A 14,362-nucleotide genomic window follows, 5' to 3' on the forward strand; every position below is an offset into this window, starting at 1 on the left:
ACACATTTCTCATAGAGCTCCGGGTCCTCTATTCGTCTCCCCTGTTCCCCAGTATACAATACACCCCGGAAGTAGGCGGCCAGTCCCGCGGCTTCCAGCTTAGGCTGGAGCGCGCGCCGCTCCTCCTCAGAAACCAGATAGAGCAGCACCCCCTCCATCCGAAGCAGGGACAAAAAGGGCATTAGCCCGGTCAGCGGTCTCCCCTCTCGGTCCAGCAGAGTGTCTGGAACATCAAAAATAGCGCCTTGCAGACGCATGACCAATCCCTCCTCAGTTTTATTTGTCCGGTCCTATTTTAACCTCTTCCCCCTAAAATTACAATTCCCATTTCCTTTTTACTGAAACTGTTTTATACTGTCCCAAGGAGGGATATTATGAAGCTGATCATCTCCCCGGCAAAGAAAATGAACGTGGACACGGATACCATGGAGATCCGGGGCCTCCCCCGGTTCTTGGATCGGACCCGGCTGCTCTGTGACTGGCTGAAAACCATGTCCTACGACCAGCTAAAGGCCCTGTGGCGCTGTAATGACGCCATCGCCTCACTCAATTATGAGCGGCTCCAGCATATGGAGCTGGAGGAAGGACTCACTCCAGCAGTCCTGGCCTATGAGGGCATCCAGTACCGCTATATGGCCCCCCACCTGTTCTCCTGGGAGCAGTTCGACTATTTAGACCGGCATCTGCGCATCCTGTCCGGCTTTTATGGGGTGCTGCGCCCCTTCGACGGAGTCACCCCCTACCGGCTGGAGATGCAGGCCAGACTGGCCGGGTCGGGCTGTCAGTCTCTGTACCAGTTTTGGGGTCCCTCTTTAGCCCAGGCGCTGGCGGAGGAGGACGACCTTCTGGTCGATCTGGCCTCACGGGAATACAGCCGAGCGGTGACCGACCATCTGCCACAGGGAATGACCGTCATCTCCTGTACCTTCGGGGAACTGAGGGAGGGCCGGGTACTGGAAAAGGGCACCCAGTGCAAAATGGCTCGTGGTGAAATGGTCCGCTATCTCACCGAACACCTGTCAGAGAGCCCAGAGGCCATGCAAGCCTTTGACCGTCTGGGGTACTCCTTCTCCCAGGAGCGGTCCACCCCCACTCACTATGTATTTATCAAGAAGGCCAGGGTCAAAGAGGACTGAGCTTTCTGGAACACGGAGGACCTATGGAACATCTTTTGCTCATTGAGGACGACCAGGCACTTGGCCGGGGGATCACCCTGGCCCTGGCTGCTGGGGACCGGGAGCCCCATCTGGCCCGGACTCTGGCCGAGGGCCGCCGGCTGTTCGCCCAGCTACCCATCTCCCTGGTTATTCTGGATCTCAATCTGCCCGACGGGAACGGCCTGGAACTGCTGACTGAGATACGCTCTGTGAGTCAGGTACCCGTTCTCATCCTCACTGCCAACGACCTGGAGAGCGACCAGGTGACCGGGTTGGAGCTGGGGGCGGACGACTATGTGACAAAGCCCTTTTCCCTCGCTGTCCTCCGGGCCAGGGTAAACAATCTGCTCCGCCGGGGGGCCGTCCCCAGAGGCGAAGTGGTGGAGCTGCCCCCCTTCTCCTTTGACTTTGCGGGCATGGCCTTTTCCCGGAACGGAGAGGCGATCGAGCTGTCCAAGACGGAACAGCGGCTGCTCCGTCTGCTGGTGGAACACCGGGGCCAGACCTTGACCCGGGAGCAGCTCCTGGATCGAGTATGGGATGGGGGCGAGTTTGTGGACGAAAACGCTCTGTCGGTGGCGGTGCGCCGCCTGCGGGCCAAACTGGGGGACGCCCCCATTAAGACGGTATATGGCCTTGGCTACACCTGGGAGATCCAGTGATGGGAGCGGGCGGCTATGTCTGTTTAGCACTGGCCCTTCTGGGCCTGGGCTTCGGCCTGTACCAGTGGTACAGCGGCCGCCGGACCCTCCGGCGGCTGGATGAAATGCTGTCCGCCGCTGTGGACGGAAGCTTTCGGGAAAACGCCTTTGACGAATCCGTTCCCTCCTCTCTGGAGGCCAAGCTGGCCCGGTTTCTCAATGGCTCCGCCTCCTCCACCCGAAATTTGGAGCGGGAGCGGGAGGTCGTCCAGACGCTGATCTCCGACATCTCCCACCAGACCAGGAATCCCATTGCCAATATCCTGCTCTACGCCTCCCTGCTGGCCGAGGGGGACCTGCCTCCGGAGCAGGCGGAGCAGGCCGCCGTACTGGCCCAGCAGGGGGAAAAGCTGTCCTTCCTCATTCAGACCTTAGTGAAGGCGTCCCGTCTGGAAACGGGCATCTTTGCCATGGACCCACAGGTCCATGGCGTCCAGCGGCTGCTGGACGCGGTTCTGATCCAGGGGCAGCATAAGGCCAGGGAAAGGGGGCTCTCCCTCACGGCGGAGCCCACCTTTGCCCAGGCCAGGTTTGATGAGAAGTGGACTGCGGAAGCCCTTTACAACCTCGTAGACAACGCCCTGAAATACACCCCGCAGGGGGGCAAGGTCGCCCTCTCCGTCCGGGAGTTCGAGCTGTTCTGCGCCATTCAGGTAGAGGACGATGGCCCCGGCATCCCGGAGGGAGAACAGGGGGCCATCTTTGGCCGCTTCTACCGGGGCGAGGCCGTCCGGGACCAGGAGGGCCTCGGGATCGGCCTCTATCTGGCTAGAGAGGTGGTAACTCGTGAGGGCGGATATATCCGCCTCAATTCCAGCCCCGGCCAGGGGAGTCGGTTTTCCCTGTATCTGCCCAAGGAATAAAATCTTCAAATCTTACAACAGTGAAAGATTTGAGAAAGATTGTGGAAAGATTGTCTTGGTATAGTGGGGAGCGTAGGCATACGCCCCCACTTTTCCATAAAGGAGATATCACAATGACAATTTTACAGACCAAGGATTTAAGAAAATACTACGGCTCTGGCGACACTCTGGTAAAAGCCTTGGACGGAGTGGACCTGAACGTGGAGGACGGGGAATTTGTAGCTATCGTGGGCACCTCAGGAAGCGGGAAATCCACCCTGCTCCATATGCTGGGCGGTCTGGACCGGCCCACCTCCGGTTCTGTCACCGTAGACGGGCAGAAGATTTTTGACCTGAAGGACGAAGCCCTGACCATCTTCCGGCGGCGGAAAATCGGCTTCGTCTTTCAGTCCTTCAATTTGGTGCCGGTACTCAGCGTGTACGAAAATATCGTCCTGCCCATCCAGTTGGACGGGGGCCGGGTTGACGAGTCGTACGTGGGGCAGGTCATCTCCGCTCTGGGCCTGGAGAGCAAGCTCCAAAATCTCCCTGGCCAGCTCTCCGGAGGCCAGCAGCAGCGGGTGGCCATCGCCCGGGCCCTGGCGACCAAACCGGCCATTGTCCTGGCAGACGAGCCTACGGGTAATCTGGACACCAGGACCAGTCAGGATGTGCTTTCCCTGATGAAGGTCACCGGTCAAAAATTTGCCCAGACCATCGTTATGATCACTCACAACGAGGAGATCGCCCAACTAGCCGACCGCATCGTTCGCATTGAGGACGGCAGGATCGTGGCACGGTGAGGAGGTGGGCTCTATGAAGGTATCCAATGGCAAATGTATCCGGACCCTCTCTCACAGGAGTCTTCGGGCCAACCGCACCCGCAACATTGTGGCGGTGCTGGCCATCGCTTTGACCACGGTGCTATTCACCTCCCTGTTCACCATTGCCATGTCCATTAACGACGGCATCCAGCAGAACAACTTTCGCCAGGTGGGCGGCTTCTCCCATGGCGGCTTCAAGTACCTGACGGAGGAACAGTTTGACCAGTTGAAGGACGACCCTCTCATCGGTCAGTGGGGCCTGCGGCGCTTTCTGGGTATGCCCAGCGAGATGCCCTTCAACAAGTCACATGTGGAGATTGGCTGGTCCGATGCAAACGAGGCCCACTGGCAGTTCTGCGACCCAGTGGAGGGCCGTCTGCCCCAGGAGGGCACGAATGAGGCTGCCACTGATACCCATGTGTTGGAGCTGCTGGGAGTAGAACCTAAACTGGGGGAACAATTTACTGTCACCTTTGATGTGGACGGCCGCACGACCACCCAGACCTTTACCCTGTGCGGCTGGTGGGAGCACGACGAGGCCATCGTGGCCAACCACATTCTCATCCCGGAGAGCCGGGTGGACGCCGTCCTGGCAGAGACCGGCGTGGTGCCGGGCCAGACCACAGACGGCATGACCGGCTCCTGGAATCTGGACGTGATGCTGAAAAATGGGGCCCGGAACATCGCCGGCGACCTAGAGGAGATCCTGACCAACCACGGCTATCAGGGTCAGAGCTCCACCCAGCCGGGCTATATCCACACCGGTGTCAACTGGGGCTACACCGGCGCCCAGCTTTCCGGCAGCATGGACCCCACCCTCCTGCTGGCCATCGGCGCGATCCTGCTCCTCATTATCTTCACCGGCTATCTCATTATTTACAATGTGTTCCAGATCTCAGTGGCCAACGATATCCGCTTCTACGGCCTGCTCAAGACCATCGGCACCACCCCTCGGCAGCTCCGCCGGATCATCCGGCACCAGGCCCTGGCCCTGTCTCTGGTGGGCATCCCTCTGGGATTGCTGCTGGGCTGGCTGGTGGGGGGACAGCTCACCCCGGTGATCATCCGCCAACTAAACGCAGTGTCCAACGTGGTATCAGTAAACCCGGCTATCTTTGTGGCCTCCGCCCTGTTCGCTCTGGTCACGGTTCTGATCTCCTGCCGCAAGCCTGGGCGGATGGCCGCACGGGTGTCCCCCATCGAGGCGGTACGATACGCCGAGGGCGGAGCGGTGCGGCATGGAGGAAAGAGGAACGCCAAAGGCGTCTCCTTGCTCTCTATGGCCCAGGCCAACCTGGGCCGGAACCGGGTCAAGACCGCGGTCACCGTCCTCTCCCTATCCCTGGCCGTGGTGCTGCTCACTGTGACGGTCACCTTTACCAACGGCTTTGACATGGACAAATATGTATCCAACTTCACCGCCAGCGACTTTATCGTGGCCGACGCGGGCCAGTTCCAGACTGGCGGTGACGCTTACAACAGCGAGATGGATGTTACCGAGGACGTCATTTCCGCCATCGACGCCCAGGGCGGCATCACTGACGGCGGCCTGGTCTACGGCAAGACCTCTTCCGCTCTGGAATTCATCACCGAGGAGTATTACCGCTCCGTCTGGAGCAAATGGAACACCCCGGAACAACTGGACAGCAAGGTCCACTTCATGGACCGGAACGAGGAGGGCCTGCTGGCCGACCGGGTGCAGCTCTACGGCATGGAGCAGTTCCCTCTGGACCACCTGACAGTGCTGGCGGGGGACCTGTCCAAGCTCAACGAGCCTGGCGGGCGGTATGTGGCCGCTGTGTATAGTGACGACGACTATGGTCAGCCCGAGATGGACTCCCACTGGGCCCGGCTGGGGGACACAGTCACCCTGCGCTATGTGGAAGAGTACGAGTATTATAACCCTGACACTGGCGAGATATATGGCCCCTGGGAGAATGTGCCCGAGGGCGCCAACTGGGTGGATCGGGCCGTAAAGTACCGAGATATCGAGTACGAGGTGGCCGCCTTGGTGACGGTGCCCATGGCCCTGAGCTACCGCTATTACGGGGCGGACGAGTTTATTATGAACGACCAGACCTTTATCCAGGACACGGGCACAGACAGCGTCATGTACTATGCCTTCGACACTACGGATGAGGCCAACCCCGCTATGGAGTCCTTCCTGGCGGACTACACGGAGAATGTGAATCCTCAGTTCGACTATGAGAGCAAGTCTACCTATGCCGCGGAGTTCGAGGGGATGCGCTCCATGTTCCTACTGCTAGGCGGGGCCCTCAGCGGCATCGTTGGACTGGTGGGGGTGCTGAACTTTTTCAATGCGATCCTCACCGGCATCATCACCCGAAAGCGGGAGTTGGCCGTCCTCCAGTCCATCGGCATGACAGGTGGACAGCTCAAGCGGATGCTGGTATGGGAGGGGCTGCTGTACGCCCTTGGTTCGGTGCTCCTGGCCTTGGTGCTGACCCTGGTATTGGGCCCGATTGCCTTCTCCGCCTTGCAGAGCATGTTCTGGTTCTTCACCTACCGCTTCACCTTAGCCCCCATCCTGGCCACGGCCCCTGTATTCGCCCTGTTGGGCTCTCTTGTCCCTCTGGCGGTATACCGCTCAGTAGCCAAGCATACCATCGTGGAGCGTCTGCGGGATTCCGAATAGGGAATATGATTTCCTTCCCCGACCGCAGGAGCTGGAGATTGGAGTAAGCCAGCAAATATAAATACAGCCCCAGATGCGCAGCAGACATTTAGGGCTGTATTTTTTTGGAAGGGGCGTCTATTCTTCTTGCCAAGCTACCTGTATCAAAAATTCTACAGCAAAGGCCCCGCACTTCTTTGTGCGGGGCCTTTGCTTTCATGGAAAACCAAGTCGTGCCGGTCCTATTCCCATTCAAAGCTGATTGATCTCCCTAACTCGGTGGCAGGACACATAGTGTCCGGGCAGGACCTCTTCCAGCCCAGGGGACTGGGTCCGGCACAGCTCTGTGGCATAGGGGCATCGGCTGGCAAAGCGGCAGCCAGGTTTAGGGTCGATGGGAGAAGAAATTTCCCCCTTCAGCAGCTTGCGAGGCTGCTTCTCCCGCAGGGCCGGAATGGGTACCGCTGCCAGCAGGGCCTTGGTATAGGGATGGAGACGGTTCCGGAACATCTCCTGTGCGTCAGCAAGCTCTACTACAGTACCCAGATACATGACCAGGATGCGGTCGGAGATATGCTTCACCACTGACATATTGTGAGTGATAAAGAGATAGGTCAGGTTCCGTTCCTCCTGCAGGTCCTGCATCAGATTCAGGATCTGGGCTTGAATGGACACGTCCAGGGCGGAAACCGGCTCATCACAGACGATGAACTTAGGGTCCAGGGACAGGGCTCTGGCGACACCGATACGCTGGCGGCGGCCTCCGTCCAATTCATGGGGATATGTGTTGACCAGGCGGCGGGCCAGTCCCACGGTGTCCATCAGCTCCTCCACCTTTTGAATCAGCGCAGCTCTGGAGGAGCACTTTTTATAGATAATCAGCGGCTCCGCAATCAGCTGGCTGACGGACATACGGGGGTCCAGAGAGGAGAAGGGGTCCTGGAATATCATCTGCATATCCTGCCTGAGCTGCTTCAGTTCTCGGCGGTTCACCTGGGTAATATCCCGCCCCTGATAGAGCACCTGACCCTCTGTGGCGTCATGTAGACGGAGAATGGTGCGGCCCAGGGTAGACTTACCACACCCCGATTCGCCTACCACACCTAGGGTCTTGCCCTCCTCGACGGAAAAAGAAACATCGTCCACCGCATGAAGGGTGCCCCTGGCGGTACGGAAATATTTTTTCAGATTTTTGACTTCCAGCAGCGCACTCATGCTCCAGCCACCCCCTGCTGTTCAAATAGGACGCACTCCACCAGGTGCCCAGGCTCCACCTCCACCACTGGAATAGGAGCCTGGCGGCACCGATCAGTGGCATGGGGGCAGCGGGGTGCGAAGGCACAGCCTTCAGGCAACCGGGTGGGGTCCGGCATCAGTCCCGGAATAGGCTTGAGCCGACGGACATTCTCATCAAAGTTTGGGATAGATCCGAAGAGACCTACGGTGTAGGGATGTTTAGTATTGTTGTAAATATGCTCCAGATTGCCATACTCCACGATGCGTCCGGCGTACATGATCGCAGCCTTGTCGCATACCTCGGCCACAATGCCAAGATCGTGGGTAATCAGAAGCAGCGAGGTGTTAAAGTCGGCCTTCAGCTTCTCAATCAGGTCCAGCACCTGGGCCTGGATGGTTACATCCAAGGCAGTGGTGGGCTCGTCGGCCACCAGCAGCTCCGGGTTACAGGCAAGGGCGATAGCAATCACAATACGTTGTTTCATACCGCCGGAAAATTGGTGAGGATAGTCGTTGTAGCGGCTCCCTTCGATACCAACCAACTCCATCATCTGGACCGCCCTCTGAGTTGCCTCTGTCCGGGGGATATTCTGATGAAGGTGGATGACCTCGCAGATCTGCTCACCCACAGTAAGGACCGGGTTCAAAGCGGTCATGGGGTCCTGAAAAATCATGGATATCTTGGCGCCCCGGATCTTACGCATATCAGCCTGGCTGGTTTGGAGCAGGTCTTCCCCTTCAAAAAGGATCTCACCGTTGACCACCTTTCCTGGAGGATTGGGCACCAGACCCATGATGGCCAGGGCGGTGGTGGTCTTACCGGCCCCGGTTTCACCCACCAGTCCCAAAGACTCTCCCTTTTCCAGACTGAAGCTAATACCGTTGACGGCCTTGACCGTATCCTTACCGGAGGCATAATGAACGGCCAGATCTTTAATATCTAACAGTTTTTCACTCATCATGCTCACCTCAAGTCTTCAGTCTGGGGTCTAAAGCGTCCCGTAGGCCATCTCCGAACAGGTTAAAGGCAAAGACAGCCAGCATAATGGCCAGGCCTGGGAATGTTTCCACAAACCAGTGGTCTCGGAAGAAGCTGCGGCCTGCGGACAGCATTGCGCCCCACTCGGGGTTGGGAGGCGCGATACCCAGTCCGATAAAGCTCATACCGGCAGCACCTAAAATAGAGGAACCCACACTGATGCTAATCTGCACAATGATAGGCGCCAGACAGTTGGGCAGGATATGGCAAAAAATAATGCGAAAGTCACTAGCTCCGATGGCGCGTGCCACCTCGATGTACTCCTGTTCCTTGACGGTAAGGATCTGTCCACGGACCACGCGGGCAAAACCGCCGGTGGCGCCAATTCCAAGAGCCAGGATCAGGTTGGTCTGGCTGCGGCCCAGGGCGGCCACGATGGAGATGGCCAACATCAAGTTGGGGATAGCCAGCAGAATATCCACGGCCCGCATAATCAGATTATCGGTCAGGTTTCCATAATAGCCTGAGATACAGCCCAAAATGGTACCCAGGACACAGGCAATAAGAACGGACAGCAGCCCGATGGCCAGGGAGGTACGGGTCCCGTAGATGACGCGGCTAAAGATATCACGGCCGAACTCGTCGGTGCCAAACAGGTGCTCCGCACTGGGGTTGGCAAAGCTCGGACCCGTACTCATGGTTTCATAGGAATAGGGTGCAATAAGTGAGGGGAAAAGGGCGCAAAAAACGAGGAGCAGAATAATGAAAAATCCAGCTACAGCCACTTTATTTTTCATGAAGCGGCTGATAATCTCCCGCGTCTGGCTGTTCTTTGCCCTGCCTCTCAGCCGTGTCTCAGGCACAGCGGTAGCGGCATTGCTCATTTACTCTCCCCTCCTTCCACGGCGGCCATTTTCTTGGGTGCCTTGCGCCGGACATACTGCGAGCGGATCCGGGGATCCACATATGCGTAGAGCACATCGGTAATCAGATTAATGATAGACATGGCAAAGGCGATAAACAGAATACCACCCTGGACCAGCGGCGTGTTCTTGATGGGAATGGCATCCACGATCAGCTTGCCCACGCCAGGGACGGCGAAGACGGCCTCGCAGATAGCAATACCGCCCAGCAGACGGCCAAAGTTCAGTCCAATGACCGTCATCACGGGAATGAGGGCGTTTCTCAGGGCGTGCTTCCAGATGACCACCCGCTCGCTCTGCCCCTTAGCCCTTGCCGTCCGGACATAGTCCTGGCGAATCGCCTCCAGCATACTGGAGCGTGTCATCCGCATGATAGTCGCGCAGGGCACCGTAGAAATGGTAACAGCGGGTAAAATCCAGCATTTCCAGGAAGTAAAGCCGGAAGGAGGCAGCCACCCCAGCCCCACCGAGAACAGCAAGATGAGCATCATGCCCTCCCAGAAGCTCGGCATGGATATGCCCACGATAGACCCGACTCGGGCTAGGTTATCCCACAGGGTATACTGTTTTGTCGCTGATATAATGCCCAAAGTGACCCCCACCACCGTAGCGATGACCATACTGACAAAGCAGAGCATCAGAGTGTTGGGGAAGCGGGCCAGGATCTCGTCCAGCACCGGGCGCTTGTTGCTGTATGAAGTTCCCAGGTCTCCATGGAGCACATCCCATACATAGTCCACATACTGGACCAGGAAAGGCCGGTTCAGGCCATTCTGCTCCTCAAAGGCCAGCTTGTCCTCCTCTGTGGCCATGTCGCCCAACATATAGTCGGCGGCCCGGCCGGGAGAAAAGTACATCATGCTGAATACCACCAGCACCACGCCCAGCAGCACTGGAATCATCATCAGCAGACGCTTTCCAATATATTTGATCAAAGGTCTATACCCCCCTACATACGTTCATTCCGCTTGGCTGCGAATCAGAAAAGCCGCTCCGGTCAGCGGTCTCCCTTTCAGGTAGACCGCCGTCCCAGAGCGGCATTTCTCACATTTCGCTCTGTCCGCAACGAGCTTATCAGACGCCCACGCGGAAGGTGGCCAGGAAGGGAGCGCCAAAGATATCGAATTCAAAGCCCTCTGCCTTGTCGTTCATAGCATACACCATGGGCGCGTTGGCAATGGCCATCTGATATCGCTGGTCATAAACATACTCCTGGATCTCCTGGACCATCTCCAGCCGCTTGGCGGGGTCGGTCTGCTGGTCAGACGCCTCGACCAGATCGTTCAGATACTGGTCATTCACCTGCAGGGTGCGGCCGAAGGAGGTCTTGTAGATGACCAGAGCGCTGGTCAGGTTGGTGGCGGCGCCAGTGCGGACCGCAGCCTGGTACTTATTGCCGGCAGCCTCGAAGTTGACGTAGTCCATCTGGATGATCTCAGCCCGGACGTTCAGATACTGCAGCCACATGCTCTGAATCGCCTCACAGACCCGCTTCTCAGCCTCGCCCACCACATGGAGGGTGATATCAAAGCCGTCGGGATAGCCGGCCTGCACCATCAGCTCCTTCGCCTTGTCAGGATCAAAGGGGACAGTGCCCACTTCCTCGGCACCAAAGAGCATCTTGGGATAAATAGTGTCCATGATGGTATAATAGCCGCCATAGCAGGTGTCGATTAGGAACTGCTTATCAATGGCATAGCACAAGGCGTAGCGCACGTCCTTGTTCTCAAACAGAGGCTCCTGCATACTGAAGGTCAAGGAGGTAAACAGAGAGGAGTCACCCTCTACCAGAGTCAGGCCCTCAGTCTCCTTCACGCGGTCATAATCAGAGGTAGAGATGGAGTAAGCAAAGTCCACGCCACCGGTCTCCAGCTCGATCATGCGGCTGGACGCCTCAGGGATGACACGGAACAGCAGCTTCGGGGTAGCGGCGGGGCCGTTCCAGTATTCGTCAAAACGGTCCAGTTCAATCTCACTTGCGGTGTCCCAGCGGGTCATCTTATAGGGGCCCGTACCCACAGGAGCAGTGGCAAACTTGTCCGCGCCCATACTCTCGAAGGCGGCAGAGGAGGGGATATACATACGGGTCATCAGGTAGACGCCCTCAGCATAAGGGTACTTCAGAGCCACAACCATGTTGTAGTCGTCGATAATCTCAGTATTCGCTGTGTCATAACACACAAAGCGAGAAGCCGCGGACGCATTGCTTTCAATGTTGTCCAGGAAGAACTTGACGTCCTTTGTGGTCAGCTCGTTGCCGTCGTGGAACTTGACGCCCTTGCGCAGGGTCAGTTTGATATGGGTATCATCCACCATCTCATAGCCTTCGGCCAGCCAGGGCTCTACTTCACCGTTCTCTCCTTCCCGGAAGAGGGGATCATAGATTTGGCGGCCTACATTCAAGTCATAGGCCATACCGGTCAGCCACGGGTCCAGGTTGGGATCCGTAGAAATGGCTAGCTTCACGGCGTCCTTGTACCCGTCGCCATCCGCGTCCACCTGGCTGGCGTTCCCGCCGTCGGCAGTTCCGTTCCCGCTGGTGTCACCGCCGTTTCCACAGCTCACCAGGGCCAGAGACATGGCGGCCGCCAGCAGAAGGCTGAACAGTCTTCTTTTCTTCATATTGAGTTCCTCCCTTTCAATTCACTTCTTTGATATAAAGTAATGCGCTGTTTTAGGCGTTTTGGGCCAGCCAATTTACCGCCACTGTCGCATGGATAGCCGCGCCCAGGGGCAGGACTGATTCAGAGAACTTGGTACGTGGGCTGTGCACCTTCTCTGGATAGCCTTCACTGGGGGTTCCGGCCCCCATCCAGACATACACTGTGGGAATGATCTCACTGATAGGACCAAAATCCTCACTGCCGTTGACCGGAGCAATCTGCTGGACCATCTCCTCCCCCGCCAGAGCACAGAGCGTGGGCTTCAACTGGTCGAAGAGGTCGGGGTCAGTGATACAAAAACCGGTTTCCAGAGGATATTCCACGATGGCCTGTCCCCGGAAGGTGGCAGCAGTCTGCTCTACGATCTCTTTGAAGCGGGTCTTGAGCAGGGTCCTCGCCTCCTTGGACAAGGTGCGGATGGTGCCGTCCAGCACCGCCTCTGAGGGGATAATATTGGATGCCTCGCCGGAGTGGAATTTTCCGAAGGTGATGACAGCCTCCTCCGTAGCGGGCAGTTCCATAGATACCAGCTCCTGAGTTGCAGTGACAATACGGCTTCCGATGTTAATAGGATCAATGCCCCGGCAGGGATAGGCCCCGTGACACTCCTTCCCTTTCACTGTGATACGGAACATATCGCAAGCCCCAAAGGCAACCCCACGGACATATTGGATACTGCCAGTGGGGAAATTCTCGTGCCCCGTAGTCACATGAATGGCAAAGGCAGCGTCCACCTTAGGGTTCTCCAGCACACCAGCCTTCATCATGGCGGTGGCTCCTTTTAAGGCCTCCTCCGCTGGCTGAAACATTAGCTTGACGGTGCCCTTCAGCTCGTCCTGGGTCTCAGACAGCATTTTAGCCGCGGCCAGGAGCATAGCCGTATGCATGTCATGTCCGCAGGCGTGGGCCGTGCCGTTTTGACAGGCGAAGGGTAAGCCAGTGTCCTCCTGGATTGGCAGGGCATCCATGTCCGCCCGCAGCAGGATGGTCTTCCCTCCTGAGCCGATGGTACACACGATACCAGTGCCGCACATCCGCTGAGGATGCAGGCCATAGCTCTGTAACTTTTCAAATACGAAATCCGAAGTCTCCTGAATATCGAACCCAATTCCACCAAACTGATGGATCTTCCGGCGGTTCTCTACGATCTCCGACTCTAACTCCTTTGCGCGCTTTAGGTACCGCTGCATGGCAATTCACCCCACTGATACTTCTTTAGGCAGTCTATTTTTATTCAAAAGTACCATAATCCTGATTTCTTGTAAAATATCGAAAATGTATGGCATCAGCCGCTAATTGCATAGAAAGTATCCCTTTCTCCCCTTCCTTGTCTATCATAGCACCACCAAGCTACTGAGCCAAGATCAAGAGAATATTGCAATCTCCCCGGTTTTACAGTATAATATTCAAATATTCTAAAACATTTCTGATCTATGCGACCCAACGAACAGGAAGGAGCGTTTTGGCTGTGGACACACAAAAACTTATCTATTTTATCGCGGCGGTCAAGCATTTAAATTTTACCAAGGCCGCCAATGAGTGCCATATTGCTCAGACGGCCATGAGCCGCTATATCTCCTCCCTAGAACGTGAACTGGGCTTCCAACTGTTTTACCGTGACAACCGAAACGTATCCCTGACCGCAGCCGGCGAATCCTTCTACCAAGAGGCTGTCCTCCTGACCGAGGGGCTAGAGCGGGCCGCCGCGCAAGCCCGTCTAATCGCCAATGGATATGAAGGGGTGCTACGCATCGGCTTCGGTCCCTCCGCCGAGCGTGAGCTTGTCGTCTCCTCCATGGAGCAGTTTGTTCAGCGTTACCCAAAAGTGGAGCTCATTTGCCTGGAGTATAACTACAGCCTTCTTGTGGACCATCTAGCCCATGGCTTTCTCGACGTCATCTTCTCCCTGTCCTGTTGCCCCGGCACTGTAGAGGGCACCATCTATAAGGAAATCAAGCGGTCTGATATCTATGTGATGATGAGCAAACGCCATCCCCTGGCTAGCAAGGACAAGCTGGACCCCCAGGATCTCAATGGGATGGATTTTGTCATTCATCAGGAGTCCGGCGGTCCAAAATCTCCCAAAAACTTTATTGAAAGCTGCTCTCTCCTGGGATTCCGCCCCAACAGCACCCTTGTGGTCAACACCTACGAGGCCAAAAAACTCACGGTTCAGGTCAGCCGCAAAGTGGCGTTGATCACCGCCGGGCAGAAGAAGCTGCTCGACTCCAATTTCCGAGTGTTTCCTCTCACTGGCAGCTCTCTCCAGGCTATGTTTTATATCACCATGCTCCAGTATAACACTAACCCGGCGGCTAAAGCCTTTTATGACCTGCTTCCCGCCCTGCCTCCAAGAAAGAAGGTCTCTATTTCAGGCACATGAGTTGGTCATCGTGTTTTTA

At 56.8% G+C, this 14,362-nt stretch carries 12 protein-coding genes and 1 pseudogene; 6 read left to right on the forward strand and 7 right to left on the reverse strand.

What is annotated here, in order from left to right; genetic code table 11:
- Positions 1-257, reverse strand: a pseudogene (locus OCV64_RS13825) (hypothetical protein); the annotation flags it as partial.
- 117 nt (positions 258-374) lie between these two features.
- Here OCV64_RS13825 and yaaA point away from each other — a divergent pair.
- The 5 genes from yaaA (at position 375) to OCV64_RS13850 (ending at position 6,180) form a co-directional block, all read left to right on the forward strand.
- Positions 375-1,136, forward strand: a complete 762-nt coding sequence (gene yaaA / locus OCV64_RS13830; protein WP_262670355.1) for a peroxide stress protein YaaA — start codon at positions 375-377, stop codon at positions 1,134-1,136.
- Positions 1,137-1,159: 23 nt separating this feature from the next.
- Positions 1,160-1,819 (forward strand): response regulator transcription factor, encoded by a 660-nt coding sequence (locus OCV64_RS13835; RefSeq protein WP_147572116.1) that lies wholly within the window; start codon positions 1,160-1,162, stop codon positions 1,817-1,819.
- Entirely contained in the window at positions 1,819-2,721 is a 903-nt protein-coding gene (locus OCV64_RS13840) for a sensor histidine kinase (RefSeq protein WP_262670356.1), read from the forward strand. Before OCV64_RS13835 ends, OCV64_RS13840 begins: the two co-directional genes overlap by 1 nt.
- A 113-nt stretch (positions 2,722-2,834) precedes the next feature.
- The gene (locus OCV64_RS13845; protein WP_147572115.1) at positions 2,835-3,503 is read left to right on the forward strand and encodes an ABC transporter ATP-binding protein; all 669 of its coding nucleotides are present in this window, start codon (positions 2,835-2,837) and stop codon (positions 3,501-3,503) included.
- A gap of 13 nt (positions 3,504-3,516) precedes the next feature.
- Positions 3,517-6,180, forward strand: coding sequence for an ABC transporter permease (locus OCV64_RS13850; RefSeq protein ID WP_262670357.1), 2,664 nt, complete (start codon positions 3,517-3,519; stop codon positions 6,178-6,180).
- Between the two features lie 231 nt (positions 6,181-6,411).
- Here the strand turns inward: OCV64_RS13850 and OCV64_RS13855 are convergent, their stop codons facing one another.
- The 6 genes from OCV64_RS13855 to OCV64_RS13880 all read right to left on the reverse strand — a co-directional run bounded on the left by OCV64_RS13855 (position 6,412) and on the right by OCV64_RS13880 (position 13,150).
- Positions 6,412-7,374 (reverse strand): ABC transporter ATP-binding protein, encoded by a 963-nt coding sequence (locus OCV64_RS13855; RefSeq protein WP_147572113.1) that lies wholly within the window; start codon positions 7,372-7,374, stop codon positions 6,412-6,414.
- A complete protein-coding gene (locus tag OCV64_RS13860) occupies positions 7,371-8,354 on the reverse strand; it encodes an ABC transporter ATP-binding protein (RefSeq protein ID WP_147572112.1) in 984 nt (327 codons plus the stop codon). The genes OCV64_RS13855 and OCV64_RS13860 overlap by 4 nt, the downstream gene beginning before the upstream one ends.
- A 10-nt stretch (positions 8,355-8,364) precedes the next feature.
- Positions 8,365-9,258 (reverse strand): ABC transporter permease, encoded by an 894-nt coding sequence (locus tag OCV64_RS13865; protein ID WP_147572111.1) that lies wholly within the window; start codon positions 9,256-9,258, stop codon positions 8,365-8,367.
- Positions 9,255-10,232 (reverse strand): ABC transporter permease, encoded by a 978-nt coding sequence (locus tag OCV64_RS13870; RefSeq protein ID WP_147572110.1) that lies wholly within the window; start codon positions 10,230-10,232, stop codon positions 9,255-9,257. The genes OCV64_RS13865 and OCV64_RS13870 overlap by 4 nt, the downstream gene beginning before the upstream one ends.
- A gap of 139 nt (positions 10,233-10,371) precedes the next feature.
- Entirely contained in the window at positions 10,372-11,919 is a 1,548-nt protein-coding gene (locus tag OCV64_RS13875) for an ABC transporter substrate-binding protein (protein WP_262670358.1), read from the reverse strand.
- 52 nt (positions 11,920-11,971) lie between these two features.
- Entirely contained in the window at positions 11,972-13,150 is a 1,179-nt protein-coding gene (locus tag OCV64_RS13880; protein WP_262670359.1) for a M20 metallopeptidase family protein, read from the reverse strand.
- A gap of 278 nt (positions 13,151-13,428) precedes the next feature.
- Between OCV64_RS13880 and OCV64_RS13885 the strand changes: the two genes are divergently transcribed.
- Positions 13,429-14,343, forward strand: a complete 915-nt coding sequence (locus OCV64_RS13885; protein ID WP_262670360.1) for a LysR family transcriptional regulator — start codon at positions 13,429-13,431, stop codon at positions 14,341-14,343.
- The last annotated feature ends 19 nt before the right edge of the window (positions 14,344-14,362 follow it).

This window comes from Muriventricola aceti (assembly GCF_025567565.1).
Lineage (GTDB): Bacteria > Bacillota > Clostridia > Oscillospirales > Oscillospiraceae > Lawsonibacter > Lawsonibacter aceti.

Coding starts and splice junctions, on each gene's coding strand:
- yaaA (WP_262670355.1), top strand. CDS start 375: ATGAAGCTGATCATCTCCCCGGCAAAGAAAATGAACGTGGACACGGAT.
- OCV64_RS13850 (WP_262670357.1), top strand. CDS start 3,517: ATGAAGGTATCCAATGGCAAATGTATCCGGACCCTCTCTCACAGGAGT.
- OCV64_RS13875 (WP_262670358.1), bottom strand. CDS start 11,919: ATGAAGAAAAGAAGACTGTTCAGCCTTCTGCTGGCGGCCGCCATGTCT.
- OCV64_RS13835 (WP_147572116.1), top strand. CDS start 1,160: ATGGAACATCTTTTGCTCATTGAGGACGACCAGGCACTTGGCCGGGGG.
- OCV64_RS13880 (WP_262670359.1), bottom strand. CDS start 13,150: ATGCAGCGGTACCTAAAGCGCGCAAAGGAGTTAGAGTCGGAGATCGTA.
- OCV64_RS13845 (WP_147572115.1), top strand. CDS start 2,835: ATGACAATTTTACAGACCAAGGATTTAAGAAAATACTACGGCTCTGGC.
- OCV64_RS13840 (WP_262670356.1), top strand. CDS start 1,819: ATGGGAGCGGGCGGCTATGTCTGTTTAGCACTGGCCCTTCTGGGCCTG.
- OCV64_RS13855 (WP_147572113.1), bottom strand. CDS start 7,374: ATGAGTGCGCTGCTGGAAGTCAAAAATCTGAAAAAATATTTCCGTACC.
- OCV64_RS13865 (WP_147572111.1), bottom strand. CDS start 9,258: ATGAGCAATGCCGCTACCGCTGTGCCTGAGACACGGCTGAGAGGCAGG.
- OCV64_RS13860 (WP_147572112.1), bottom strand. CDS start 8,354: ATGAGTGAAAAACTGTTAGATATTAAAGATCTGGCCGTTCATTATGCC.